Source organism: Streptomyces sp. NRRL B-24572 (assembly GCF_002156145.1).
GTDB classification, from domain to species: Bacteria; Actinomycetota; Actinomycetes; order Streptomycetales; family Streptomycetaceae; genus Streptomyces; species Streptomyces vietnamensis.
On sequence record NZ_MWIG01000148.1, the window covers coordinates 1 to 25,462 of the forward strand.

The following is a 25,462-nucleotide window of genomic DNA, read 5'->3' on the forward strand; positions in this document are numbered from 1 at the left end:
CTTCTCGCCCCAGGTGCGGCCGGTGACCGGGTCGGAGCGGATGCCGACCCGGTCGGCGAAGAGAATCTCACCGCCCTCGACCTTCGCCTTCGCGCGGATCTCCGGCCAGGTCTCCCGGCGCCAGCGCGCCACGGCCTCGGGGTCCTGCTCGACGGCCCGCTTGTCCGGACGCTGGAAGGACAGCCCCCACCACCTCAGGGACTTGCCCACCCCTGGCTCGGTCAGCCGCACCCGGTACAGCTTCGCGATCAGCTCGCCCACCAGCCGCCGGGTTCACAACCGTCCGGTAAACCCCACGTCACAGGCCGGTGATCGAGGACGGCCTGCCGCACCGCGGCCTGCTCGGCCTCCCCGAGCACCTGGTGCACCCCGACCGGCTTACCCCGCGGCCGCATGAACAGCGCCTCCCGCCCACCGGCCTGCCACTTCGCCCACCAGATGTCGACCGCCTTCAGCGACACCCCGAACACCGCCGCCACGTCCTCACGGCCCCGCCCCGCCACCAACGCGGCCACCGCCCGCAACCGCAGGGCCTCCTGCGCCGACGGCGACAGATGCCGCGCGTCCCCCACCAGATCGCTCGCACCCCACCAACGCCCCAGAACCCCAACCGTTTCGGATCAATAGAGCGCGATGCACAATATGCCGTCCGGGGCTGGCAGATGCACCACGGCGTGCGGACTCCCCGGAACAGGGTTTTCCCTGTTCCGGGATCACAGCCTCACGAACTACGTCAGGCGACCCACTGGGGAACCACCCGGCCGAGAATCGGGGTGCGGTCCCCAGGGAACCGTGCGGGAACTATCGTCAACGACTTCAGGACGCAGCCCAGGAGCATGCGCCGGTCCGCGAGCGTCGACTCCGCCCACGCGTCCGCCAGCGCCTCGCCGTCTGCGAAGAAGACAGAGAGGTCGGCTTCCCGTGCGAGTTCGGCCGCTTCCTGGTCGAGTGACTCGATCACCGCCGACTGCTCGGCGGCCAAGGTCTTGAACCGGTCTTCGGACAGCATGCCTTCCACGTAGAAGTCGTGTTCCAGTTTGTCGCGGCGTGTCCTCGCCGCGTCGAGGCCAGCCATGACCTCCTTGCGGCGCTGTTCCTTCTCCACGTCGTGGAAGACCGCCCAACGTCGGACGATAGCGTCGAGGCCCGGGGATCCGTGTTCGAGAGCCGAGACGTGGCTCAGCCACATCGCCTCGACCGCCGCGTCCATACGCGGCGCGCGGACCACCACGCCGGGGCAGGCGTCCTTGCCGTACACCGATCGGGTGCGGCACCGGTACATAAGACTGCGGGCGCTGCCGCTGCCACTGCCGGTCATGCCCTTCCGGCAGTACGGGCAGGAGAAGATGCCGCCGAGGAAGGTGGTGTGCGGGCGTTTCCCGCGTGACCCCCCGCCCATCTTGGTGATGCGCGCTTCGATCAGCGCGAGGATCCGAAGCCGCTCCCCCGGGCTGACGACACCGGTCCCGATCACCACAGGGTTGCCTTCGGCGTCCCGCACGGGCTCGTCCGAGGGCAGCCAGACGTCGAGCGGCTGGCCGTGCTCGTCGAACCGCCTCTCCTTGGTCGGCAGCAGGCCGGCCCATGCCGTGGAGCGCACCATGCGCGTGATCGCTCGGGCGTCCCAGCGGGCGCCGTCGCGCGTCCGTATGCCGTCCCGTTCCAGGTCGTGGGCGACGCGCATAGCGGACTTCCCGGCCAGCAGCTCGTCCGCGATGCGGCGGGCGTGCGGATACTCGGCAGGGTCCGGTTCGATGTGACCCGACCCCTTGGGAGACCGGACGCCGTACGGGGTGCGACCGCCCGGCCACCGGCCGGCGCTGCGTGCCGCGTTCTTTCCGGTCGTCACCCGGAGCGTGAGGTCCTTGATCTCCTCGCGAGCGCGTTCGGCCAGGATCGCGAAGACGATGCGGGTGCCCGGCTGGCTGGAGTCCAGGCGTTCCTGGAGCACGAAGAGCCGTGCCCGCCGGCGGTCGAACTCGTCCAGAGCCGTGCCGATGGCAGCCATGCCCCGTCGGTCGAACCGGTCCGTCTTCCAGACGGCGAGCGTCTTGATCTCGCCGTCCATGACGGCGGCCATCGCGCCTTCGAGCTTCTCGCGTCGCACGTGCTGCTTGGAAGCGCTCCGCTGCTCCAGCCAGACCTTGCGGACGGTGAGTCCCTGCAGAGCCATTTCCCGGCGCAGGTCGCGGGCGTGCTGTTTGAGGGTCTCGAGTGTCTCCCTCTTCTTGCTGCGGCGCAGGTAGAGGTCGACCAGTTCCTCCGGGGTCTTGCCCGCCAGCTCCTCGGGAGAACCGTCCCGGAACTCCTCTGCCGTCTTCTTTGCCATAGTGCCCTCCTACCTCACAGATCCGGCCGCTCCAAACGGCATCTGTGCAGGTGAGGGCTGGTGTGTACTACTCGGCGCTCTCCCAGGCCAGGGCGAGGAAGCGTTCGATCCGGCCGAGGTCGAGCTCGACGGCGAGCGAGACCGTGATGACGGCGTGGTCGACGTTGGCTGCGAGGATCTGCCCCTCGGACCGCTTGGAGGAGGTGGAGCGCGCGAAGGCGGTACGGCGCGGCAGGCACGCCCGTACGTACCGGGGATCGCCCCCCTCGGGGTCGACGGCGGCCCAGTCGCCGGTGCAGACGACCCGCAGCGGGTCGTGCGGGGTCACGAACGCCGTGTCGGCGCGGACGACGCCCTCGGGGGTCGCCACGTCGCACTGCCCGCGGTCGACCCGGACGACCCGCCCCGGGATCAGTCCCTGGGCGGCGTACGGCGCGAAGGCGGCGGCCCAGCCGGAGTCCCAGCCGTGGGCGTCGAGCGAAGAGGAGGAGGAAACGGAAGAAAGCGGGAAAGACAAGGGGGACCCTTCACAGGGGCGGCCCCGGCGCTGAAAGACGAGAAGAGTGAGGTCAGCCGGTGGCCGCGGAGGTGGTGTGGATGAACATCCGCGTGTGGGCGAGGCCCTTCGTGACGACAGCCATCGGTCACACCTCCTGTGTCTTTCGCGATCGCGTCTTCTCGCGATCTTGCGTACGGGTTGCACCGTAGCCGGAGCGGTCCGGCACGCGCCACGGGTTTTTTCAGGCCTCGTCCCAGGCCATCGCGAGCAGGGTCACCAGGACCGCCGTGAGCACCCCGGTGGCCGGCAGGACCGGGGTTCCCGGGGCGCGTGCTCCTCCGCCGCGACCCCGGGCCGGGACGTCCGCCCGTACGCGCGCGTGCTCATGGCCCGACCCCCGCCGGAGCCCGCGTCCGATTCGTACAAGACCCGTCGCCCGCGCCCTGCCTACCGTGGCGCCATGGACACAGCACCCCGCATCACTCCCCGTTTCGACCTCGTCGGTCTCGTCGTCTCCGACATGGCCGCCTCGCTCGCGTTCTACCGGCGCCTCGGCCTGGACGTCCCGGCCGGGGCCGAGTCCGCCCCGCACGTGGAGGCGGCGCTGCCCGGCGGGCTGCGGATCGCCTGGGACACGGAGGACGTCGTCCGCTCCTTCGATCCCGGCTGGACGCGGCCGACGGGCGGCAACCGCGTCGAACTCGCCTTCCGGTGCGGTACGCCGGCGGAGGTCGACGCGGTGTACGAGGAGCTGGTCGCCGCCGGACACCGCGGGCATCTGAAGCCCTGGGACGCCGTGTGGGGGCAGCGCTACGCCGTGGTCCTCGACCCGGACGGCAGTGGGGTCTCGCTCTTCGCGGACGTCCCCACCGAGCGCGCGTAGGCGCCGAGCGTCGTCCCCGCCAGGGCCCGGGTCTCGCGGGCGAGGTGGGCCTGGTCGGCGCAGCCCGCGCGCAGGGCGGCCTCCGCGTACGGCACCCCGGCCCGGACGAGGGCGAGGGCGCGCTGGAGGCGCAGGACGCGGGCCAGAGTTTTGGGGCCGTAGCCGAAGGCCTCCAGCGAGCGCCGGTGCAGCTGTCTGGCGCCGAGCCCCACCGCCTCCGCCGTCTCGGCGACCGCCCGGCCCGCCGCGAGGCGCGCCACGACGGCCCGCACCAGCGGGTCCGGTCCGGGGGACGCGGCGGCCCGGCGCAGGACGAGCTCCTCCAGGGCGGCGGCCGGATCGAGGGCCTCGGCGATCCGCTCGCCGAGCCGCCGCGCCTCCGCCTCGCCCCACAGCGCGCCGAGGGCGACCCTGCGGTCGCGGAGTTCATGGGCGGGGACGCCGAAGAAGCCGGGGGCGTCCCCCGGGGCGAAGCGGATGCCCGCGTACCGTGCGGCGAACTCGCCGGGCACGTACGCGCGTGTGTCGGGTCCGGCGACGAGCAGGCTCCCGTCGGCCCAGATCAGGTCCATGCAGCCGTCGGGCAGCACGGGCCGTTCCGCCGTGGGGCCGGCGGCGGCGGTCCGGGTCCACAGCACGGCTCCGTCGAGCAGGGCGGGGCGCTCCTCGTACACCCTCCGAGCGTATGCCTCCGCCGGAGGGTCAGTCCTTCTCCCAGCCCGAGTGGAGACGGGACTTCACGTCGTCCGGGGGCAGGAACTTGGACCAGCGCTCGGGGAACTCGGACGGCATGTCCGGGTCGTCCTCGTCGACGTCGTCCGCCTCGGCGCGCACGCGGGCGACGAGCTCGGCGGCCTGGGCGGCGCGGGCCCGTTCGTTGGCCTCGCGGGCCGCGGCGGTGGCGACGGAGGGCCAGACGCGGTCGATGGCGGCGTTCACGGCGGCGCCGACGAGGACCGCGAAGGCCGAGATGCCGATCCAGAGGAGGACGGCGATGGGGGCGGCGAGGGAGCCGTAGATGGTGGGGCCCTCGACCTGGCTGGTCAGGTAGATCCGCAGCAGGAAGCTGCCGAGGACCCACATCCCGAGCGCGATGAGGGCGCCGGGGATGTCCTCGATCCACGGCGATCTGACGGGCACGGACACGTGGTAGAGCGTGGTGAGGAAGGCGATGGAGAGCAGGATGACGGTCGGCCAGTAGAGGACGGCGACGACCTCGGTGCCCCAGGGGACGAGTTCGACGATCCGGTCGGGGCCGACGACCGCGAGGGGCAGCACGACGGCTCCGATGAGCAGCGCGATGATGTAGAGGAGCAGGGCGAGGAGCCGGGTCTTGACGATGCCGCGGCGCCCGTCGAGTCCGTACATGACGGTGATGGTGTCGATGAAGACGTTCACCGCGCGGGAGCCCGACCAGAGGGCGATGGCGAAGCCGAGGGAGATCAGCTCGGGCCGTTTGCCCTGGGTGATGTCGTCGAGGAGGGGTTCGGCGATCTCGTGGACGCCCCGGTCGGAGAGGACCGTGCCGGCCGCGTGGAGGATGTTCTCCCGGATGCTGGCGACGGTGTCGGTGTTGGTCCAGTCGTCGGCGTAGCCGAGGACGGCGATCAGGCCGAGCAGCAGGGGCGGCAGGGACAGCAGCGTGAAGAACGCGGCCTCGGCGGCGAGGCCGAGGATCCGGTACTCGATGCACGAGTTGACGGTGTCCTTGAGGAGCAGCCAGACCATCTTCCGCTTCGAGACGTTGCGGTAGAGGACGCGCGCGCGGTGGAGCCTGCTCCAGGGCCGACGCTCGGGCCGTTCGGGTGTTTCTCTTGCTGCCTGCACCTGCTTACCGTATCGGCATGGCAGCGAGCACCCACACCGTGACCAACCAGGCCCCGCCCCTGGTGGGATATGACGTCTTCACGAGCGACCGGGCGCTGGCGGAGGCGGTCGAGCGGCATCTCGCGCCGGAGCTCCTCGCGGAGGTCCGCGAGGAGCTGAGCCTGCTCGGCCGGGCGTCCGGATCGGCACAGGTACGGGAGTGGGGCGAGCAGGCGAACGCGAATCCGCCCCGGCTGCGGACCCACGACCGGTACGGGCACCGGATCGACGAGGTCGAGTTCCATCCGGCCTGGCACCGGCTCCTCGGCAAGTCCGTGTCGGCCGGGCTCACGCACGCGTGGGGCCGTCCGGGTGGTCATGTGCGGCGGGCCGCCGGCTTCCTGGTGGCCTCGCAGGCCGAGGCGGGGCACGGCTGCCCGGTGTCGATGACGCACGCGGCGGTGCCCGCGCTGCGCGCCGAGCCGGAGCTCGCGGCGGTCTGGGAGCCGGCGGCCCTCTCGCACGTGTACGAGCGGGAGCTGCGTCCGGTCGCGGAGAAGCCGGGGGCGCTGCTCGGCATGGCGATGACGGAGAAGCAGGGCGGCAGCGACGTCCGGGCGAACACGACGGAGGCCCGGCCGCTCGCGGCGGACGGGGAGTACGTCCTGACGGGGCACAAGTGGTTCTGTTCGGCGCCGATGTCGGACGCCTTCCTGGTCCTCGCGCAGGCTCCGGCGGGTCTCACCTGCTTCCTGGTGCCCCGGGTGCTCGCGGACGGCTCGCGCAACGCGTTCGCGATCCAGCGGCTCAAGGACAAGCTGGGCAACCGGTCGAACGCCTCCGCCGAGGTGGAGTTCGACGGGACGACCTGGGCCCGCCGCGTCGGCGAGGAGGGGCGCGGGATCCGGACGATCATGGGCATGGTGGCGGCGACGCGCCTCGACTGCGTGCTCGGTTCGGCGGCGCTGATGCGGCAGGCGGTGGCGCAGGCCGTGCACCACGCCTCGTACCGCTCGGCCTTCGGCGGTCTGCTCGTCGAGAAGCCCCTGATGCGGAACGTCCTGGCCGATCTCGCCCTGGAGTCGGAGGCGGCGACGGTACTGGGGCTGCGTCTGGCGGCTGCGTACGACGCGGGGACTCCGGAGGAGTCGGCACTGCTCCGCATCGCCGTTCCGGCGGCGAAGTACTGGGTGACCAAGCGCTGCGTGCCGGTGGTGGCGGAGGCGCTCGAATGCCTGGGCGGCAACGGGTACGTGGAGGAGTCGGGGATGCCCCGGCTGCTGCGGGAGTCGCCGCTCAACTCCGTCTGGGAGGGCTCGGGGAACGTGCAGGCGCTCGACGTGGTGCGGGTGCTGCGGACGGAGCCCGCCGCGCTGGACGCGCTGCTCCGTGAGGTCGGGGCGGCGCGGGGCGCGGACCACCGGCTCGACCGGGCGATCAGAGGTGTGCTCGTCGAACTGGCGGACCTGGAGGGGATCGAGGCGCGGGCGCGGCGGCTCGCGGAGCGGCTCGCGCTCGTGCTCCAGGGGGCGCTGCTCGTGCGGTGGGCTCCGCCGGAGGTGGCGGACGCGTTCTGTGCGGCGCGGCTCGGCGGGGACGGCGGCGGGGCGTTCGGGACGCTCCCGCACACGCTTGACCTGCGGGCGCTCGTGGAGCGGGCGCGGGTCGCGGTCTGAGCCCGGCGAACTGTGCCGCGCGTACCGAGGGGTGGACCTGAGGGGGTGTCTCTTCAGGCCGGTACGCGCGGAAAAGCGGGGGTGGTGCTGCGCCGACACGGCACCACCCGCCGCTCGCATCAGCCTCGCTCAGGGGGGCGGTCGATCGCCAGAGTTGCAAAGGGTTGCAGGATTACCCGAACCGGGCCTCGCCGGGCTGTCCCGGACGGCACGATGGGCACCGACACTCCGGACATCTGCCCTGTGCAGAACCGATACAGCACCCCGGGTGGCTGGGAGAGACCGATGAACAACACGCAGCTCGACATGAAGCGGCTCGCCTCCATGGACGCCGCCCAGGCCACCCGGCTGCTGCACCGGGTGCGCGAGGAGACCCTGGCCGGCCGACGGCCGCCGATCGCGCCCCGCCCGGTGATCGACGCCTCCTGGCAGCGGATGGCCCGCCTCGGTCTCGACCCCGACCAGGACACGAGCAGCGTGCTGCTCCAGCGCGACGAGCTGGAGCAGCGGCGCAGGACCACGCTCCTCTCCGAGGTCATGCAGACGCTGAGCGGCGGGCTCGCCGGCATCGCCGACGCCTCCCTCCAGATCATGGTGGTCACCGACGAGCACGGCCGGGTGCTGTGGCGCCAGGGGAACCTCGCCGTGCTGCGGCAGGCGCACAGCATCTGCCTGGAGGAGGGCGCGGCCTGGAGCGAGCACGCCACCGGGACGAACGCGGTCGGCACGGCGCTCGCCATGGGCCGGGCGGTGCAGGTGCACTCCGCCGAGCACTACGTGCAGTCGCTGCACAACTGGACCTGCGCAGCCGCACCCGTGCACGACCCGCGCGACCAGCGGCTCCTGGGGATCCTGGACGTGAGCGGTCCCGCGTCCAGCTTCCATCCGGCGATGCTGGCCCTGGTCGGCTCGGTGGCGCAGCTCGCCGAGGCGGAGATGCGGGAGCGGCACCTCCGGTCGATCGAGCGGCTGCGGGCGGTGGCCGCGCCGATCCTGTGCCGGGTGGGCGGCCGGGCCGTCGCGGTGGACGCCCACGGCTGGACGGCGGCGGTGACGGGGCTCGCGCCGGTGGACCGGATCCCGCTGCCCAAGTCGTTCCGGGCGGGCCGGGTCTGGCTGCCCTCGCTCGGGGTGTGCGCGGTGGAGCCGCTGCCGGGCGGCTGGCTGCTGCGGGTCGAGGAGGAGAACCGGCCCGGGGAGCCGGGCGCGGAGGAGGCGGCGAGCCGGGTGGTCCTGGACCTGAGCCGGCCGCGCCGCTGGACGGTGGCCGTCTCGGGGGCGGCGGGCAGCTGGCAGCAGGAGCTCAGCCCCCGGCATGCGGAGCTCCTCTACGTCCTGGCGCTGCACCGCGACGGGCGGACGGCGGCGGAGCTCGCGGAGGACGTGTTCGGGGACCGTACGAGGACGGTGACCGTACGGGCCGAGATGTCCCGGGTACGGCGGAACCTGGCGGGGGTCCTGGCACACCGCCCGTACCGCTTCCGGGAGGAGGTCGCGGTGGAGGTGCTGCGCCCGGAGCACCCTGCGGACCTGCTGCCGCACTCCACCGCCCCCGCCGTCCGCGCCGGGACCCCCGCCTGACCGGCAGGCCTCAGGAGGCCAGCTCCTGGAAGAGGGCGCCGATCTCGGACTGGGTCGCGACCAGGGGCAGGGTGTCGAAGTACAGCTCCCACTCCCCGCCGGGGCCGAAGCGCTCCACGATCCCGAAGGGGATGCCGGTGCGGGTCTTCTCGCCGTCGCGTACGGAGACGGTGCCGTGCCACTCCACGTAGGTGGTGGTCTCGCCGGTGGCGACCTGGCCCGCCTTGAGGTCGAGGTCGGCGGTGGCGAAGAGGCGCTCCAGGTAGGCGCGCTTGCCGGCCTCGGAGACGAGCGGGGCGGCGAGCCCCGGTCCGTCGAGCCGGGCGCCCCGGGTGCGGGCGAGGAGGGCGTCGGTGTCCCCGGCGTTCCAGGCGGCGAGACGCTCCGGGACCTCCTCGGCCCGGGCCCGGAAGCCGGCCTCGGCGGGGAGGGCGGCCCGGGCCCCCTCGGCGGCCCCGGCCGCTCCCGCGTCCGTGATGCCCGCGAACAGCGGGGTGGGCGCCGACTCCGGCAGGGTGTCCTGGAAGAGGACGGCCCGGTCGTAGTAGCGGCGGGCCTGGAGGGTGCGTCCCTCGTCGCCGAGGACGTTCCGCGCGATCTGCGGGTAGGCGACGGTGTGGCCCTTGAGGGTGACCTCGTTCCACTGCCCGAACATCACGGTGCTGCCGTCGGCGACCACGTCCGTGCCCCGGTAGGTGAGGCCGGGCGCGAGGCGCAGGGAGTTCGTGATGGAGGTGCCGATCGTGGTGCGGCCGCGCTGCGCGGCGCTCCCGGCCTCCCAGAGGGTGGCCTCGGGGTCGAAGATGTCCAGGTAGGCCTGGACCCGGGGGTGGGCGAGGTCGCCGGGCGCGGGCGGCGTGCCGGTCGCCATCTCGCCGAAGGTGATCTGCCGCTCCATGAAGGCGCAGGCGTTCGGGGTGATGTGCCCCTCCAGCCGCTCGACCTTCTCCCGCGCCGCCGGGCAGTCGCCCCGGGCGATCGTGGCCGCTCCGCCCGGCAGTGCCTCGGCCGTCGTCACGGTGACCGCCGCTCCCGCGACGATCGCCGTCGCCATCGCGATGCCCGCCAGACCACGTCGACCCGTACCCATGTCGTACCCCTCATGTCGCCGATCACCGGGCGCGGCCGTATGCCGTCCCGGTGCGCTCACCCTGCCGGGAGGGCGCTGCGGGGGTCGATTACCTCTGAGGTCATGCGCCTCGGCGGTCGGGTGCCGGGCGGCGGGGCGACACCGTCTGTCCGCATGGCGGACAGCTTGTCCGCCAGGGCCGAACAGGGTGGGAATCCGGCGCTCCGCATGATGCGATGAGCGCATGAGCATCACTCTCACCACCTGGTCCCTCGAACAGACCTCGCCGTCCGACCTCCGCCCCTCCCCCGCCCCGGAGGGCGACGACATCACGATCGTGCGCGCCGAGGTGCCCTCGCCGGAGTACAGCCGCTTCCTCTATACGGCGGTCGGCGGCGACATCCGCTGGAACGACCGCCTGCCGCTCTCGTACAAGCAGTGGCAGGAGATCGTCGACAAGCCGGGGGCCGAGATCTGGGTGGCGTACGACCGGGGGACGCCGGCCGGATACGTGGAGCTCGACCCGCAGCCCGAGGGCGTCGTCGAGATCGTCTACTTCGGCCTGATCCCCGCCTTCCGCGGACGCCGGATCGGCGGGCACCTCCTCTCCTTCGGGACGGCGCGCGCCTGGGACCTGGCAGAGCGCTGGCCGGACCGGGAGCCCACGAAGCGCGTCTGGCTGCACACCTGCTCCCTCGACGGCCCGCACGCGATGGCCAACTACGAGCGGCGCGGCTTCCGGCTCTTCGACACCAAGGTGGAGGAGGTCGAGGAGTCGGAGACCCCCGGCCCGTGGCCCGGTGCCCACGCCTGAGGCACGCACCGACCGCAGGAAAGGGGCCCCGACGGGGCCCCTTTCGCGTGACCCACGACACAGCATCTCACCGACCGAGACATCTATGTCCAAATCCTGGACGATGCTGGACTGGGTCCAAACTCCCGTGACACGCTTCCGTCATGTCTGGAACTGGAATTGCCTTGGTGAGTCGGCGGCACGTCGACCTAGGCCGCATGTCCAGCGCCATTTGTTCGGCGCGCTGAGAGAACCAGCACCGCCGCACATTCTTTCAAGCCCGACTCTGCCCCACCCTGCTGCGCACTGACGCGCCACCCTCTGACCTGAGCGCGAGTGTGCAGGTCAGAGCCGCCCTCTCGCAGTCCCGAAGGACGAAACGCCATGGCCGCCACCCCGGAAAACCCCACTCCCGCCGCCGCCCGCCGCAAGGCCGGGCGCCACCGTGGCGAGGGTCAGTGGGCCGTGGGGCACTTCACCCCCCTGAACGGCAATGAGCAGTTCAAGAAGGACGACGACGGTCTCAATGTGCGGACACGTATTGAGACGATCTACTCGAAGCGCGGCTTCGACTCCATCGACCCCAACGACCTGCGCGGACGCATGCGCTGGTGGGGCCTCTACACCCAGCGCAAGCAGGGTCTGGACGGCACCAAGACGGGCGTCCTGGAGCCGGAGGAGCTGGACGACGAGTACTTCATGCTCCGCGTCCGCATCGACGGCGGCCGGCTGACCACCGAACAGCTCCGCGTCATCGGCGAGATCTCCGAGGAGTTCGCCCGCGGCACCGCCGACATCACGGACCGGCAGAACGTCCAGTACCACTGGATCCGCATCGAGGACGTCCCCGAGATCTGGAACCGCCTGGAGGCGGTCGGCCTGTCCACCACCGAGGCCTGCGGCGACACCCCGCGCGTCATCCTCGGCTCGCCGGTCGCCGGCATCGCCGCGGACGAGATCATCGACGGCACCCCCGCCATCGAGGAGATCCACCGCCGCATCGTCGGCAACAAGGACTTCTCCAACCTGCCCCGCAAGTTCAAGTCCGCGGTCTCCGGCTCGCCGCTGCTCGACGTGGCGCACGAGATCAACGACATCGCCTTCGTCGGCGTGGAGCACCCGGAGCACGGCCCCGGCTTCGACGTGTGGGTCGGCGGCGGTCTGTCCACCAACCCGAAGCTCGGCGTCCGCCTCGGCACCTGGGTCTCCCTCGACGAGGTCCCGGACGTCTACGAGGGCGTCATCTCGATCTTCCGCGACTACGGCTACCGCCGGCTGCGCAACCGCGCCCGGCTGAAGTTCCTCGTCGCCGACTGGGGCCCGGAGAAGTTCCGCCAGGTCCTGGAGGACGAGTACCTGAAGCGCAAGCTGACGGACGGCCCCGCCCCCTCGGAGCCCGCCGGCCGCTGGCGCGACCACGTGGGCGTCCACAAGCAGAAGGACGGCAAGTTCTACGTCGGCTTCGCGCCGCGCGTCGGCCGGGTCGACGGCGCCACCCTGACGAAGATCGCCGCGGTCGCCGAGGCGCACGGCTCCGGCCGGGTCCGCACCACCGCCGAGCAGAAGATGCTCGTCCTCGACGTCGAGGAGGCGCAGGTCGAGTCGATCGTCTCCGCCCTGGAGGCGCTGGACCTGCGGGTCACCCCCTCGCCGTTCCGGCGCGGCACGATGGCCTGCACCGGCATCGAGTTCTGCAAGCTCGCGATCGTCGAGACGAAGGGCCGCGGCTCCTCGCTCATCGACGAACTGGAGCGCCGGATCCCGGAGTTCGACGAGCCGCTGACGATCAACATCAACGGCTGCCCGAACGCCTGCGCCCGCATCCAGGTGGCGGACATCGGTCTCAAGGGCCAGCTGGTCCTGGACGACGAGGGCAACCGCGTCGAGGGCTACCAGGTGCACCTGGGCGGCGCGCTCGGCCTGGAGGCCGGCTTCGGCCGCAAGGTCCGCGGCCTCAAGGTCACGGCTGCCGAGCTCCCGGACTACGTGGAGCGGGTCCTCAAGCGCTTCCAGGCGGAGCGCGAGACCGGCGAGCGCTTCGCGACCTGGGCGGCGCGCGCCTCCGAGGAGGCCCTCTCATGAGCGAGCGTGCGGCCCCCTTCTTCTGCCCCTACTGCGGGGACGAGGACCTGCGTCCCAACGAGCAGGGTCACGGCGCCTGGGAATGCGCCGCGTGCAGTCGAGCCTTCCAGCTGAAGTTCCTGGGGCTCCTCGCCCCGGCGACTTCGGGCAACACCACTGGAAGGAAAGACATATGACGGTCACTCAGGACACGACCGCGGCCGACCTCAAGGCACTCGCCGAGCAGGCCGGCCGTGATCTGGAGGACGCCTCCGCCCTGGAGATCCTCCGCTGGGCCGTGGACACCTTCGGCGACCGCTTCTGCGTCACCTCCTCCATGGAGGACGCGGTCGTCGCCCACCTCGCCTCCCGGGTCAAGCCCGGCGTGGACGTCGTCTTCCTCGACACGGGCTACCACTTCGAGGAGACCATCGGCACCCGCGACGCCGTGGACGCCGTCATGGACGTCAACGTCATCACCCTGACCCCGCGTCAGACGGTGGCCGAGCAGGACGCCGAGTACGGTCCGAAGCTCCACGACCGCGACCCCGACCTGTGCTGCGCGCTGCGCAAGGTCAAGCCGCTGGAGGAGGGCCTCACCGCGTACGGCGCGTGGGCCACCGGCCTGCGCCGCGACGAGTCCCCGACCCGGGCGAACACCCCGGTCGTCGGCTGGGACGAGAAGCGGCAGAAGGTCAAGGTCTCCCCCATCGCCCGCTGGACGCAGGACGACGTCGACGCGTACGTCACGGAGCACGGCGTCCTCACCAACCCGCTCCTCATGGACGGGTACGCCTCCGTCGGCTGCGCCCCCTGCACCCGCCGCGTCCTGGAGGGCGAGGACGCCCGCGCCGGACGCTGGGCGGGCCGCGCCAAGACCGAATGCGGGCTGCACGGATGACGGACACTCAGACACCCCAGGAGAACCACGTGACCGGTGCCACCATCTGGCTCACCGGCCTGCCGAGCGCCGGAAAGACCACCATCGCGTACGAGCTGGCCGGCCGCCTCCGCGACGAGGGCCACCCCGTCGAGATCCTCGACGGCGACGAGATCCGCGAGTTCCTCTCCGCGGGCCTCGGCTTCAGCCGCGAGGACCGGCACACCAACGTGCAGCGGATCGGCTTCGTCGCCGAGCTGCTCGCCTCGCACGGCGTGAAGGTCCTGGTCCCGGTCATCGCCCCGTACGACGACAGCCGCGAGGCGGTCCGCAAGCGCCACGAGGCCGAGGGCACCGCCTTCGTCCAGGTGCACGTGGCCACCCCCGTGGAGGTCTGCTCCGTCCGCGACGTGAAGGGCCTCTACGCCAAGCAGGCCGCGGGCGAGATCTCCGGCCTCACCGGCGTCGACGACCCGTACGAGGCGCCCGAGAACCCCGATCTGCGGATCGAGTCCCAGAACCAGACCGTGCAGGAGTCCGCGGCGCAGCTCCACGCGCTGCTCACCGAGAGGGGTCTGCTGTGACCACCGTTGCCCACGTCCACGACAGCACGGACAGTCCGTTCGCGCTGTCGCACCTCGACTCCCTGGAGTCCGAGGCCGTCCACATCTTCCGTGAGGTGGCGGGCGAGTTCGAGCGGCCGGTGATCCTCTTCTCCGGCGGCAAGGACTCCATCGTCATGCTGCACCTGGCGCTGAAGGCCTTCGCCCCCGCGCCGATCCCCTTCACGCTGCTCCACGTCGACACCGGGCACAACTTCCCCGAGGTCATCGAGTACCGCGACCGCGTCGTCGCCCAGCACGGGCTGCGGCTGCACGTGGCCTCCGTGCAGGAGTACATCGACGCCGGCAAGCTCCGCGAGCGCCCCGACGGCACCCGCAACCCGCTGCAGACCGTCCCGCTGACCGAGGCGATCCAGCAGCACCGCTTCGACGCCGTCTTCGGCGGCGGCCGCCGCGACGAGGAGAAGGCCCGCGCCAAGGAGCGGGTGTTCTCGCTGCGCGACGAGTTCTCCCAGTGGGACCCGCGCCGCCAGCGCCCCGAGCTGTGGCAGCTCTACAACGGCCGGCACGCCCCCGGCGAGCACGTCCGCGTCTTCCCGCTGTCCAACTGGACCGAGCTGGACGTCTGGCAGTACATCCAGCGCGAGAAGATCGAGCTCCCCGAGATCTACTTCGCCCACGAGCGCGAGGTGTTCGCCCGCAGCGGCATGTGGCTGACGGCCGGCGAATGGGGCGGCCCGAAGGAGTCGGAGACGGTCGAGAAGCGGCTGATCCGCTACCGCACCGTCGGCGACATGTCCTGCACCGGCGCCGTCGACTCCGACGCCACCACGCTGGACGCCGTCATCGCCGAGATCGCCGCCTCCCGGCTCACCGAGCGGGGCGCCACCCGGGCCGACGACAAGCTGTCCGAGGCCGCGATGGAAGACCGCAAGCGCGAAGGGTACTTCTAATGAGCACGACCACCGAGCAGCTGTCCGAGCAGCTGGCGGCCACCACCCTGCTGCGTTTCGCCACCGCGGGCTCCGTCGACGACGGCAAGTCCACCCTGGTGGGCCGGCTCCTCCACGACTCCAAGTCGGTCCTCGCCGACCAGCTGGAGGCCGTGGAGCACGCCTCGCGCTCCCGCGGCCAGGAGGCGCCCGACCTGGCGCTCCTCACCGACGGTCTGCGGGCCGAGCGCGAGCAGGGCATCACGATCGACGTGGCCTACCGCTACTTCGCGACGCCCCGCCGCCGCTTCATCCTCGCCGACACCCCCGGGCACGTGCAGTACACCCGGAACATGGTCACCGGCGCCTCCACCGCCGAGCTGGCCGTGGTCCTCGTCGACGCCCGCAACGGCGTCGTCGAGCAGACCCGCCGGCACGCCGCCGTCGCCGCGCTGCTCCGCGTCCCGCACGTGGTCCTCGCCGTGAACAAGATGGACCTGGTCGAGTACCGGGAGTCCGTCTTCGCCGCGATCGCCGAGGAGTTCACGACGTACGCCTCCGAGCTCGGCGTCCCGGAGATCACCGCGATCCCGATCTCGGCGCTCGCCGGCGACAACGTCGTGGAGCCGTCCGCCAACATGGACTGGTACGGCGGCCCGACGGTCCTGGAGCACCTGGAGACCGTCCCGGTCAGCCACGACCTGACGGCCTGCCACGCCCGCTTCCCCGTGCAGTACGTGATCCGCCCGCAGACCGCCGAGCACCCCGACTACCGGGGCTACGCCGGTCAGATCGCCGCCGGTGCCTTCCGGGTCGGCGAGGAGATCACCGTCCTGCCGTCGGGGAAGAAGTCGACGATCACCGCGATCGACGCGCTGGGCGAGTCCGTGGACATCGCCTGGGCCCCGCAGTCGGTGACGATCCGGCTCGCCGACGACATCGACATCTCGCGCGGCGACCTGCTCGCGCCGAGCGGCGACGCCCCGGCCACCAGCCAGGACGTCGAGGCGACGGTCTGCCACGTGGCGGACCAGCCGCTCGCCGTCGGCCAGCGGGTGCTGCTCAAGCACACCACGCGCACGGTCAAGGCGATCGTCAAGGACATCCCCTCGCGGCTGACCCTGGACGACCTGTCCCAGCACCCGAACCCCGGGCAGCTGGTCGCCAACGACATCGGCCGGGTCGTGGTCCGCACCGCCGAGCCGCTCGCGCTCGACGCGTACGCGGACTCCCGCCGTACCGGATCGTTCCTGCTGATCGACCCCGCGGACGGCACCACGCTCGCGGCCGGCATGGCGGGCGAGTCCTTCGCCACGACCAAGGCCGTCGCCGCGGTGGACGAGGAAGAAGGGTGGGATTTCTGAGATGAGACAGAACGTCTACGCCACCTTCGCGAAGGAGGGCGGCCGGGTCGGCTCCGGCGCCCTCGGTGCGGGCATGGGAGGTGTCGCGCGATGTGCGTGCTGACCTCCGTGCGCCGCATGAGCGGTGCGACACGGCTCCACCCGCTCCACCCCGAACGACATAGACGCAGACTTCGCTGAGAAGTCGAACCGAGGGGAACACCACCCGTGCCTGCCACCACCCGTACCACCCTGCGCCGCGGCCTGGCCGCCGCCGCCGCCCTGCCGCTGCTGATCGGTGCGCTCGCCTCCTGCGGCTACGGCTCCGAGGCCAAGAACGACGACGACGCCACGAAGAAGGTGGCCGCCGAGGGCGAGAAGCTCTCCGCCGACACCGTACGGCTCGGGTACTTCCCCAACCTCACGCACGCCACCGCGCTCGTCGGTGACCAGGAGGGCATCCTCCAGAAGGAGCTGGGCGGCACCAAGCTGGTCCCCACCACCTTCAACGCGGGCCCGTCCGAGATCGAGGCGCTGAACGCCGGCTCGATCGACATCGGCTTCATCGGCCCCTCGCCGTCCATCAACGGCTACGTCAAGACCAAGGGCACCAACCTCCGCATCGTCGGCGGCGCCGCCTCCGGTGGCGTGAAGCTCGTGGTGAACCCGGCGAAGATCAAGACCCTGGACGACCTCAAGGGCAAGAAGATCGCCACCCCGCAGCTCGGCAACACCCAGGACGTGGCCTTCCTCAACTGGATCTCCGAGAAGGGCTGGAAGGTCGACGCCCAGAGCGGCAAGGGCGACGTCTCCGTGGTTCGCACGGACAACAAGGTCGCCCCGAACGCCTACTCCTCCGGCGCCATCGACGGTGCCTGGGTGCCCGAGCCGACCGCGTCGAAGCTGGTCAGCGAGGGCGCGAAGGTGCTGCTCAACGAGTCCGACCTGTGGCCGGACAAGAAGTTCGTCATCACGAACATCATCGTGTCGCAGAAGTTCCTGACCGCGCACCCGGACGTCGTCGAGGCCTTCCTGCGCGGCTCGGTGAAGACCAACGAGTGGATCAACGCCAACCAGGACAAGGCGAAGGCCTCGGCCAACGCCAAGCTGAAGGCCCTCTCGGGCAAGGCGCTCGGCGCGAAGGTGATCGACGCCGCGTGGCCGTCCATCCAGTTCACCGACGACCCGCTGGCGGCCACCCTGCAGACCCAGGCCGACCACGCGGTGAAGGCCGGTCTCCTGAAGCAGCCCGAGCTGTCCGGCATCTACGACCTGAAGCCGCTCAACAAGGTCCTGAAGGCCGCGGGTCAGCCCGAGGTCTCCGACGCCGGTCTCGGCGCGAAGTAACAGCCCGCAGCTGAAACCCAGGAGGTGACGACCATGGCCACGACCACGACGCTCGCCAAGGCCGAGGACCGCGCGGCGGTGACCCATGCCGCCCGCATCGAGCACGTCTCCAAGTCCTTCGGCGGACCCGCCGGCGGGCAGCTCGTCCTCGACGACATCTCGCTCGATGTCGCCCCCGGCGAGTTCGTCACCCTCCTGGGCGCCTCGGGCTGCGGCAAGTCCACGCTGCTCAACCTGGTCGCCGGGCTCGACCGGCCGTCCGCGGGGTCCATCGAGACCCCCGGCGGCCGGCCGGCCCTGATGTTCCAGGAGCACGCCCTCTTCCCGTGGCTCACCGCGGGCAAGAACATCGAACTCGCCCTGCGGCTGCGCGGGGTGCCCAAGGCCGAGCGGCGCGAGGAGACCGAGCGGCTGCTCGCCCTCGTCCGGCTCGGCGGCTCGTACGACAAGCGGGTCCACGAGCTGTCCGGCGGCATGCGGCAGCGGGTCGCGCTGGCCCGCGCGCTCGCCCAGGACAGCGACCTGCTCCTGATGGACGAGCCGTTCGCCGCGCTCGACGCCATCACCCGGGACGTGCTGCACGACGAGCTGACCCGGATCTGGCGGGAGACGAGGCTGTCGGTGCTCTTCGTCACCCACAACGTGCGCGAGGCCGTGCGGCTGGCCGAGCGCGTCGTCCTCCTCTCGTCCCGGCCCGGCCGGATCGCGCACGAGTGGAAGATCGACATCCCGCAGCCGCGCCGCATCGAGGACTCCGCCGTCGCGGAGCTGTCCCTCGAGATCACCGAGCACCTGCGTGGGGAGATCCGCCGCCATGGCCAGCACTGACATCAGCCCGAACACCGACGACCTCGCCGGCCTCGAAGCCGGCCTGGACGCCCTCGACACCGTGAACGTCTCGCGGCTTCCGGTCCGCCAGGTGCTGGTCAAGAAGGTGCTGCCGCCGGTCGTCGCCGTCGCGCTCGTCCTGGTGGTCTGGCAGCTGCTCGTCACCCTGAAGGTGACGGACGACTACAAGCTGCCCGCGCCGTCCGCAGTCTGGGACAGCCTGACCACGATGTGGCTGGAGGGCACGCTCCTCCAGGTCCTCTGGACCAGCATCTCCCGGGCCCTCTTCGGCTTCCTCCTGGCGCTCGCCATCGGCACCCCGCTGGGTCTGCTCGTCTCCCGCGTGAAGTTCGTGCGCGCGGCGATCGGCCCGATCCTCGCGGGCCTCCAGTCGCTGCCCTCGGTGGCCTGGGTCGCCCCGGCCGTCCTGTGGCTCGGCCTCAACGACAGCATGATGTACGCGGTGATCCTGCTCGGCGCCGTCCCCTCGATCGCCAACGGCCTCGTCGCCGGCGTCGACCAGGTCCCGCCGCTCTTCCTGCGGGCGGGCCAGACGCTCGGCGCGACGGGGCTCAAGGGCGCCTGGCACATCGTGATGCCGGCCGCGCTCCCCGGCTACCTGGCCGGCCTCAAGCAGGGCTGGGCGTTCTCCTGGCGCTCGCTGATGGCCGCGGAGATCATCGCCTCCTCGCCGGACCTGGGCCTCGGCCTCGGCCAGCTCCTGGAGAACGGCCGCAACAACATCGACATGGCCGGGATCTTCCTGGCGATCATCCTGATCCTGATCGTCGGCATCGCCATCGACCTGCTCATCTTCAGCCCGCTGGAGCGCGCGGTCCTGCGCCGTCGCGGCCTGCTCACGAAGGCCTGACCATGAACCGCCCTGTCCTCCTCGTCATCGCCCACGGCAGCCGCGACCCGCGGCACGCGGCGACCGTCCAGGCGCTGGTGCGCCGGGCCGGTGCGCTGCGGCCGGGGCTGCGCGTGGAGACGGCGTTCCTGGACTTCAACCTGCCGTCGGTGCCGGGAGTGCTCGACCGGCTCGCGGCGGACGGGGTACGGGAGGTCGTGGCCCTGCCGCTCCTCCTCACCCGGGCCTTCCACGCGAAGGCCGACATCCCCGCCGTACTGCGCCAGGCTCCCCCGTCCCTGCGCATCCGCCAGGCGGAGGTCCTCGGCCCCTCGCCGCTGCTGATCGCGGCGGTGGAGCGGCGGTTGTACGAGGCGGGCCTCACGCCCGCCGACAAGCCCACGACCGGGGTCGTCCTGGCCTCGGCGGGCTCCACAGACCCGGAGGCGATCGCGGTGATCGCAGAAACGGCGCGGGAGCTGCGGCGCACCGGTTGGTGCTCCGTGCGACCCGCGTTCGCCTCCGCTGTGAATGCCGGGGGCTTCCCCCGCACGGAGGACGCGGTCCGCACCCTGCGCACGGACCCGGGCGTCCACCGGGTGGCCGTCGCCCCGTACGTCATCGCCCCGGGCCGCCTCCCGGACCGCATCGCGGCGGGTGCGACCGAGGCCGATGTCCTCGCGGACGTCCTGGGCCCCTCGCCGGAGCTGGCCGCGCTGCTCGTGGAGCGGCACGAGTCGGCCGTACGCGCCCCCGAGCGCGCGGCGGTCGCGGGTTAGTTCCCGGGCTCGCGGCCGCTCAGGGCGAGGGCGCGGGTGAAGGAGTCCGAGGTCTCGGACACCGCGCCGGGCTCGGCGAAGCCCTCGTACTGGCGGTACATGTCCGCGTACCGCTCGACGACTCCGAGCAGGTAGGCACCCGTCTCCTCGGGCACGCCGTACTCCTCCCCCGTGGAGCGGGCCAGGTCCCAGCCGTGCAGGGCGAGTTCCAGGGCCAGCATGGCGGCGATCTCGGTGGCCGGCGTGGCGCTGCCGACCATGTCGACGTCCCCCTCCCAGGCCTCCGGCTTCTCCCAGGCGGCGAGGGCCCGGTCGAGCTGGGCCGCGTACGCCTCGGCCCAGTCGTCCTCGGCGGTGAAGTCCCGCTTCGTGGTCTCCTCGGGGAGTTCGGTGCGCAGGGCGCGGTGTTCGAGGCCGTGGGCGGAGTAGAGGACCAGGTGGTTGGCGAGTTCGCGGACCGTCCAGTCGGCGCAGACCGAGGGGGTGCCGAGCTGTTCGGCGGTGACGGCACGGGCGACACGGCTCGCCTCGGCGGCGCAGACGGTGAGGTGCGTGTGGATCTCGTTCATGCCGGCGACGGTACGGAACATCCCTGCACCCGGTCTTGAACTTTCGCGACAGGGGCTCCGGCTAGCTGAAGTCGAGCCCGCCCGTGCGCGTGCGCTTGAGTTCGAAGAGGTCGGGGTGCGAGGCGAGGACGCGGAAGCTGTCGAAGAGTTCGGCGGCCTTCTCGCCGCGCGGGATCGCCCGCAGGACCGGGCCGAACCAGACGGTGCCGTCGACGTGGATCGTGGGGGTGCCGACGTACCCCTCGGCCTCGGGGTCCTTGCCGGCGTCGTGGCTGCGGCGGACGGCCTCGTCGTAGGCCGGGTCGTGGGCCGCGGCGGCCAGTTCCGGCGGGAGGCCGAGCTCGTTGAGGGACTCCGCGACGACCGCGTCGAAGTCCTTCTGCTTCTTCTCGTGGATGCGGGTGCCGTACGCGGTGTAGAGCGGGCGCAGGATCTCCTCGCCGTGCTGTTCGGCGGCGGCCGCCGCCACCCTGACCGGGCCGATGGAGGCGTCGACGAGCTCGCGGTACCAGTCGGGCAGGTCGTTGCCCTCGTTGTGGAAGTACAGGCTCATGACCTTGAAGCGGAGGTCGATGTCCCGGTGGGCCTCGACCTCGAGGATCCAGCGGGAGGTGATCCAGGCGAAGGGGCAGGCGGGGTCGAAGTAGAAGTCGACGGTGGGGCGGGGCGTGGTCTCGTTGTTCGTCATGTCGTTGAATCTAGTAGGGAGTTGGCCCGGGAACACGGGCCATTCCCCGCCCTCTCGGCTGGGCCACTTCGGGGTCAGTCCTCCTGTGTCATCTCGACGAGCTTGACCACCGTGTTCCAGTTCCGACCGGTGGCGACCAGGCCCTTCACGACGGACGGGCGGGAGACCGCTTCGCCGAGCTTGGAATTCCCGAGGCCTTCCGGGGTGTAGAGGTAGAGCACGCGGTCGCCGAGGGCGAAGTCCTCGGGGAGGAAGGACTCGCGGTCGATCGAGGCGAAGCGCTCGGGGTCGGCGCTCTCCGAGTAGTAGACGGCGTGGAGCTGCTTGCCCTCCAGTTCGGCGGCCGGGAAGGGGCAGGCGTCGGCGACGGCGGCGAGGTAGTCGCCGTCGCGGACGAGGCAGTCGACGCGGAAGCCGAAGCGCTCCTCGATCGCGTCTTCGAGCGCGGCCCCGAGCTCGTCCTCGCCTGCGCCGGAGTCGGTGGTGAAGACGGCGTTCCCGCTCTGGAGGTAGGTGCGGACGTCCGTGTGCCCGAGTCCTTCGAGGAGGGTCCGGAGTTCCGCCATGGGGACCTTGCGGCGCCCGCTCACGTTGATGCCCCTGAGCAGGGCCGCGTACGTCTTCGTCATGGGCCCAATCTATGCGGCCACCGCGCCGCGTGGGGGGCGGCACGGTGGCTGGTCCGAACCCTGGCCGATCGAGGGGATCCCGGAGAAGACCCTTCACCCATCTGTGACTTATTCAAGAATGTTTCGTAATGACGAATCCGTCATCTGCGCTGATAGCGGGCGAGGACCCGGTTGCCGTCCTCGACCAGGCGCCGGCGCAGCTCCGTGCCGTCGATGGCGCCGCTGTAGTACTCCTGGAAGGCCGGGGTCGCCACCTTGTCCTTCCACTCCGGGTAGCCGCGCACCGACTGCGCGGGTGCCGGACGCAGGTGTTCGGCCACCGCCGCCCCGGTCGCCCAGCCGTCCCGCGCGGTGTGCAGGGAGGGGTCGGCGAGCGCGGCCGTGCCGGTGGGCAGCATCCAGTCGCCGCGCGCGAGCCGCACCATGTTCGCCGGGCGGAGGAAGAAGTCGAGGAACTCGGCCGCCTCCTTCTTGTGGGGGCTGTCCTCGGCGATCGACAGGGTCTGCGGGGAGACGCCCTGGGCCGTTCCCTCGCTGCCGGCGGGTGCGGGCAGCACGGTCCACTCGAAGCCCTTGGGCGCCTGCTGGACGATCTGCTGCCGATAGGCGAAGCCCAGCGGGACCATGGCGTACTTGCCGGCGAAGAGGCCGGGGAGGGTGTCGGAGCCGCCGCTGCCGAGCGTGGTGCGCGGGGCGGTCCGGTCGGTGGCGACCTGGTCGTGGACGGTGCCGGGGACGATGCCGTCGGCCTCGGTGAAGTCGACGGTCACCCGGCCGTCCGGGCCCCGGTGGAAGAGCCGGCCGCCGGCCGATACGCCGAGGTTGAGGCTGACGGAGACGGGTTCCTTGAGGGGCCAGGCGACCGCGTACCGGCCGGGTCCCATGGTCCGGGTGAGGTCCTGGGCGATCTGCCGGAACTCGGTCCAGGTCCAGGGGTTCGCCGGGGTGGGGACGCGGACGCCGGAGGATTCCAGGATCTTGCGGTTGGCGATGAGGACGCGGGGTTCCTGGAGGAACGGCACGCCGTAGACGCCCTCGCCGAAGGTGGTGGTCTCCCAGCTGCGGGCGGGGATGTCGGCGCGCAGCCGTTCGGGCAGCAGCGGGCGGAGGTCGGCGAGGTGGCCGCCGTAGGCGAAGTCGGCCAGGTCGTCGGAGGCGTCGTGGATGATGTCGGGCGCCTCGCCGCCTTCGAAGGAGGTGAGGAGCTGGTCGTGGACGGAGTCCCAGCTGCCCTGGACGTACTCGACCTGGATGCCGGGGTGGGCGGCGTTCCACTCCTTCACCAGTTGCCGGTTGGCGTCGACGGACTCCTTCTGCCAGGCGAGGGACTGGAAGCGGAGCCGTACGACGCCGTCGTCGGGGCCGTCGTCGGGCGCGGTGCAGCCGGTCAGGAGCAGGGTGAGGAGGGCGATCGTGGCGAGGATCCGTCTCATGACTTCACCGCCCCGGCGAGCGTCCCGCCCGTGATCCGTCTCTGGAGGATGCCGAAGACGACGAGGGACGGCAGGGTCGCGAGGAAGGCCGCGGCGGCCAGCGGGCCGAGGTCGGCGACGCCCTCGGCGCCGAGGAAGTGGGTGAGGACGACCGGCAGGGTCTGCTTCTCGGGGGTCTTGAGCAGGACGAGCGCGAAGAAGAACTCGTTCCAGGCGGTGACGAAGGCGAAGAGCGCGGTGGCGACGACGCCGGGGGCGAGCAGCGGGACGGTGACCGAGACGAGGGTACGGATCCGGCCGGCGCCGTCGACGGCCGCGGCCTCCTCCAACTCGGCCGGGACGGCCCTGACGTACCCCATGAGCATCCAGAGGGCGAAGGGCAGCGACCAGACCACGTAGACCAGGACGAGGCCGGCGACGCTGTTGATCAGGTGCAGGTTCTTGAGGATGAGGAAGAGCGGGATGATCACGAGGACGAAGGGGAACGCCTGGCTGATCACCACCCAGCCGGTGGCGGCCGTGGTGAGCCGGCCCCGGTGGCGGGCCGTCACATAGGCGAGCGGGGTCGCGACCGCCACCGCGATCACGGCGGCGGAGACGGCCGCGAGCAGGCTGTTCGCGGCGGCCCTGAGCAGGGGCTGCTCGTCGAAGGCCTGCCGGAAGTTGTCGAGGGTGGGGTCCTTCGGGATCCAGGTGGGGTGGAGCGAGGCCAGTTCGGGTGCGGGCTTGAAGGCGGTGGAGACCAGCCAGAGGAAGGGGAGGGCGAGGAAGACCAGGTACGCGAGGAGGGCCAGGTACTGGCCCGCCCGCGCGGGCCCGCTCGTCCGGAGGGCGCTCACCGGTCCTGGTCCCCTTTCAGGCGGCGTACGAGAGAGAGGGCGATGAGCACCGAGACGGCGGCGACCATCACGCAGCCCATCGCGGCGGCATAGCCGAACTGCCCGTACCGGAAGGCCTCTTCGTAGGCGAAGAGCATGGGGAGCCGGGTGCGGCCGCCCGGTCCGCCGTTGGTCAGGACGTAGACCAGGGCGAAGGAGTTGAAGTTCCAGATGAGGTTGAGGGCGGTGATGGCGAGGGCCACCGGCCGGAGCGCGGGCCAGGTGACGGCGCGGAAGCGGCGCCAGGCGCCGGCGCCGTCGAGGGCGGCGGCCTCGTGGAGTTCGCGCGGGGTGTTCTGGAGTCCGGCGAGCAGGGCGACGGTGGTCTGCGGCATCCCGGCCCAGACACCGACGACGATGACGGCCGGCAGGGCGGTCGCGAGCCCGGAGAGCCAGTCGTGGCCCTCGCCGAGGCCCAGGTTCCGGAGGGTCTCGTTGAGGATGCCGGCGTCGGGGTTGTAGACGAGCCGCCACATGATGCCGACGACGACCTCCGGCATCGCCCAGGGGACGATCGCGAGCGCGCGGGCCAGCCAGCGGAAGCGGAGGTTCTGGTCGAGCAGCAGGGCGAGGCCGAGGGCGAGCAGGAACTGGGGGATCGTCACCCCGACGGCCCAGACCGCGCCGATGCGGAACGACTCCCAGAAGAGGGTGTCGTGCAGCAGGTCCTGGAGGTTGAGGGTGCCGACCCAGCGGGTGGCCTGGGTGCGGCCGGACTGGGCGTCGGTGAAGGCGAGCGCGATGCCGTAGAGGAGCGGGCCGACGCTGAGGACGAGGATCGGCAGGAGCGCCGGGAGCACCAGGAACCAGGCGCCGAGGTCGGGGCCGCGCGGCCGGGCCCCGGGGGCGGCGCGCGGGGTGCGCGCGCGGCCGGGCCGCTCGGCCGTGGTCACCGAGCTCATCGAGGGACCCCCGACCGCTTCGTCGCGGTCACCACGCTCATCGAGGGACCCCCGGCCGCTTCGTCGCGGTCACCGAGCTCACGATCCGACCCCCGTCCACACCGCTGCTGCCGCTGTCCGGAATCCCGCCATGGTGCTGACGGC

Annotated in this window: 27 protein-coding genes and 1 pseudogene; 15 read left to right on the forward strand and 13 right to left on the reverse strand. The window is 71.7% G+C overall.

Features of this window, described 5'->3' with window-relative positions; genetic code table 11:
• From CCN56_RS45550 to rsgA, 4 genes and pseudogenes are all read right to left on the reverse strand, one after another.
• Window positions 1-261: winged helix-turn-helix domain-containing protein (locus CCN56_RS45550; protein ID WP_143664475.1), on the reverse strand; the 261-nt coding region annotated here is incomplete at its 3' end.
• Window positions 249-572 (reverse strand): helix-turn-helix domain-containing protein, encoded by a 324-nt coding sequence (locus tag CCN56_RS45555; protein WP_179199764.1) that lies wholly within the window; start codon window positions 570-572, stop codon window positions 249-251. The genes CCN56_RS45555 and CCN56_RS45550, both read right to left, overlap by 13 nt.
• A gap of 161 nt (window positions 573-733) precedes the next feature.
• Window positions 734-2,329: a recombinase family protein gene (locus tag CCN56_RS09385; RefSeq protein WP_086825430.1), complete on the reverse strand. Its 1,596-nt coding sequence runs from the start codon at window positions 2,327-2,329 to the stop codon at window positions 734-736.
• 76 nt (window positions 2,330-2,405) lie between these two features.
• Window positions 2,406-2,846 (reverse strand): annotated as a pseudogene (gene rsgA, locus CCN56_RS09390) (GTPase RsgA); the annotation flags it as partial.
• A gap of 442 nt (window positions 2,847-3,288) precedes the next feature.
• Between rsgA and CCN56_RS09395 the strand changes: the two are divergent.
• A complete protein-coding gene (locus CCN56_RS09395) occupies window positions 3,289-3,711 on the forward strand; it encodes a VOC family protein (protein WP_179199765.1) in 423 nt (140 codons plus the stop codon).
• On the opposite strand, the gene CCN56_RS09400 is transcribed toward CCN56_RS09395, so the two are convergent.
• Window positions 3,639-4,385, reverse strand: a complete 747-nt coding sequence (locus CCN56_RS09400) for a helix-turn-helix domain-containing protein (protein WP_086825432.1) — start codon at window positions 4,383-4,385, stop codon at window positions 3,639-3,641. The genes CCN56_RS09395 and CCN56_RS09400 overlap by 73 nt on opposite strands.
• 28 nt (window positions 4,386-4,413) lie before the next feature.
• On the reverse strand, window positions 4,414-5,538 hold the full coding sequence (locus tag CCN56_RS09405) for a YihY/virulence factor BrkB family protein (RefSeq protein WP_078908547.1): 1,125 nt from the start codon (window positions 5,536-5,538) through the stop codon (window positions 4,414-4,416).
• A gap of 17 nt (window positions 5,539-5,555) precedes the next feature.
• Between CCN56_RS09405 and CCN56_RS09410 the strand changes: the two genes are divergently transcribed.
• Together CCN56_RS09410 and CCN56_RS09415 are read left to right on the forward strand one after the other, a co-directional pair.
• A complete protein-coding gene (locus CCN56_RS09410) occupies window positions 5,556-7,193 on the forward strand; it encodes an acyl-CoA dehydrogenase family protein (RefSeq protein WP_086825433.1) in 1,638 nt (545 codons plus the stop codon).
• Window positions 7,194-7,478: 285 nt separating this feature from the next.
• A complete protein-coding gene (locus tag CCN56_RS09415) occupies window positions 7,479-8,774 on the forward strand; it encodes a helix-turn-helix domain-containing protein (protein WP_086825435.1) in 1,296 nt (431 codons plus the stop codon).
• Window positions 8,775-8,784: 10 nt separating this feature from the next.
• Here CCN56_RS09415 and CCN56_RS09420 read toward each other — a convergent pair whose 3' ends face one another.
• Window positions 8,785-9,864: a hypothetical protein gene (locus tag CCN56_RS09420; RefSeq protein WP_086825437.1), complete on the reverse strand. Its 1,080-nt coding sequence runs from the start codon at window positions 9,862-9,864 to the stop codon at window positions 8,785-8,787.
• A 223-nt stretch (window positions 9,865-10,087) separates the two neighbouring features.
• Here CCN56_RS09420 and CCN56_RS09425 point away from each other — a divergent pair, with 223 nt between their 5' ends.
• From CCN56_RS09425 to CCN56_RS09475, 12 genes are all read left to right on the forward strand, one after another.
• A complete protein-coding gene (locus CCN56_RS09425; RefSeq protein ID WP_086825439.1) occupies window positions 10,088-10,657 on the forward strand; it encodes a GNAT family N-acetyltransferase in 570 nt (189 codons plus the stop codon).
• A 143-nt stretch (window positions 10,658-10,800) separates the two neighbouring features.
• On the forward strand, window positions 10,801-10,884 hold the full coding sequence (locus CCN56_RS45765) for a putative leader peptide (protein ID WP_351188065.1): 84 nt from the start codon (window positions 10,801-10,803) through the stop codon (window positions 10,882-10,884).
• 136 nt (window positions 10,885-11,020) lie between these two features.
• Window positions 11,021-12,718 carry a nitrite/sulfite reductase gene (locus CCN56_RS09430; protein ID WP_086825440.1) on the forward strand — a complete coding sequence of 566 codons (1,698 nt, stop codon included), beginning with the start codon at window positions 11,021-11,023 and terminating at the stop codon, window positions 12,716-12,718.
• The gene (locus tag CCN56_RS09435; RefSeq protein WP_086825442.1) at window positions 12,715-12,894 is read left to right on the forward strand and encodes a hypothetical protein; all 180 of its coding nucleotides are present in this window, start codon (window positions 12,715-12,717) and stop codon (window positions 12,892-12,894) included. The genes CCN56_RS09430 and CCN56_RS09435 overlap by 4 nt, the downstream gene beginning before the upstream one ends.
• A complete protein-coding gene (locus CCN56_RS09440; RefSeq protein ID WP_041131841.1) occupies window positions 12,891-13,598 on the forward strand; it encodes a phosphoadenylyl-sulfate reductase in 708 nt (235 codons plus the stop codon). Before CCN56_RS09435 ends, CCN56_RS09440 begins: the two co-directional genes overlap by 4 nt.
• Window positions 13,580-14,161 (forward strand): adenylyl-sulfate kinase, encoded by a 582-nt coding sequence (cysC, locus tag CCN56_RS09445; RefSeq protein WP_373412843.1) that lies wholly within the window; start codon window positions 13,580-13,582, stop codon window positions 14,159-14,161. The genes CCN56_RS09440 and cysC overlap by 19 nt, the downstream gene beginning before the upstream one ends.
• A complete protein-coding gene (gene cysD, locus CCN56_RS09450) occupies window positions 14,158-15,093 on the forward strand; it encodes a sulfate adenylyltransferase subunit CysD (protein WP_086825444.1) in 936 nt (311 codons plus the stop codon). The genes cysC and cysD overlap by 4 nt, the downstream gene beginning before the upstream one ends.
• Window positions 15,093-16,436 (forward strand): sulfate adenylyltransferase subunit 1, encoded by a 1,344-nt coding sequence (locus CCN56_RS09455; protein WP_086825446.1) that lies wholly within the window; start codon window positions 15,093-15,095, stop codon window positions 16,434-16,436. Before cysD ends, CCN56_RS09455 begins: the two co-directional genes overlap by 1 nt.
• A 207-nt stretch (window positions 16,437-16,643) precedes the next feature.
• Window positions 16,644-17,762 (forward strand): aliphatic sulfonate ABC transporter substrate-binding protein, encoded by a 1,119-nt coding sequence (locus CCN56_RS09460; protein ID WP_086825448.1) that lies wholly within the window; start codon window positions 16,644-16,646, stop codon window positions 17,760-17,762.
• 33 nt (window positions 17,763-17,795) lie between these two features.
• On the forward strand, window positions 17,796-18,590 hold the full coding sequence (locus tag CCN56_RS09465; RefSeq protein ID WP_086825449.1) for an ABC transporter ATP-binding protein: 795 nt from the start codon (window positions 17,796-17,798) through the stop codon (window positions 18,588-18,590).
• On the forward strand, window positions 18,577-19,461 hold the full coding sequence (locus tag CCN56_RS09470; protein WP_086825451.1) for an ABC transporter permease: 885 nt from the start codon (window positions 18,577-18,579) through the stop codon (window positions 19,459-19,461). Before CCN56_RS09465 ends, CCN56_RS09470 begins: the two co-directional genes overlap by 14 nt.
• A 2-nt stretch (window positions 19,462-19,463) precedes the next feature.
• Complete coding sequence (locus CCN56_RS09475; protein WP_086825453.1) at window positions 19,464-20,219, forward strand: sirohydrochlorin chelatase; 756 nt, start codon at window positions 19,464-19,466, stop codon at window positions 20,217-20,219.
• Here the strand turns inward: CCN56_RS09475 and CCN56_RS09480 are convergent.
• The 6 genes from CCN56_RS09480 to CCN56_RS09505 all read right to left on the reverse strand — a co-directional run bounded on the left by CCN56_RS09480 (window position 20,216) and on the right by CCN56_RS09505 (window position 25,318).
• Complete coding sequence (locus CCN56_RS09480) at window positions 20,216-20,788, reverse strand: TIGR03086 family metal-binding protein (protein WP_086825486.1); 573 nt, start codon at window positions 20,786-20,788, stop codon at window positions 20,216-20,218. The two genes, CCN56_RS09475 and CCN56_RS09480, sit on opposite strands and share 4 nt — an antisense overlap.
• Window positions 20,789-20,849: 61 nt before the next feature.
• Entirely contained in the window at window positions 20,850-21,476 is a 627-nt protein-coding gene (locus CCN56_RS09485; RefSeq protein WP_086825455.1) for a DsbA family protein, read from the reverse strand.
• A gap of 74 nt (window positions 21,477-21,550) precedes the next feature.
• Window positions 21,551-22,105: a DUF1697 domain-containing protein gene (locus CCN56_RS09490; protein ID WP_086825457.1), complete on the reverse strand. Its 555-nt coding sequence runs from the start codon at window positions 22,103-22,105 to the stop codon at window positions 21,551-21,553.
• A gap of 140 nt (window positions 22,106-22,245) precedes the next feature.
• Window positions 22,246-23,538 (reverse strand): ABC transporter substrate-binding protein, encoded by a 1,293-nt coding sequence (locus CCN56_RS09495; protein ID WP_086825459.1) that lies wholly within the window; start codon window positions 23,536-23,538, stop codon window positions 22,246-22,248.
• Window positions 23,535-24,377, reverse strand: a complete 843-nt coding sequence (locus tag CCN56_RS09500) for a carbohydrate ABC transporter permease (protein WP_086825461.1) — start codon at window positions 24,375-24,377, stop codon at window positions 23,535-23,537. The genes CCN56_RS09495 and CCN56_RS09500 overlap by 4 nt, the downstream gene beginning before the upstream one ends.
• The gene (locus CCN56_RS09505) at window positions 24,374-25,318 is read right to left on the reverse strand and encodes a carbohydrate ABC transporter permease (protein WP_086825464.1); all 945 of its coding nucleotides are present in this window, start codon (window positions 25,316-25,318) and stop codon (window positions 24,374-24,376) included. The genes CCN56_RS09500 and CCN56_RS09505 overlap by 4 nt, the downstream gene beginning before the upstream one ends.
• Between the last annotated feature and the right edge of the window lie 144 nt (window positions 25,319-25,462).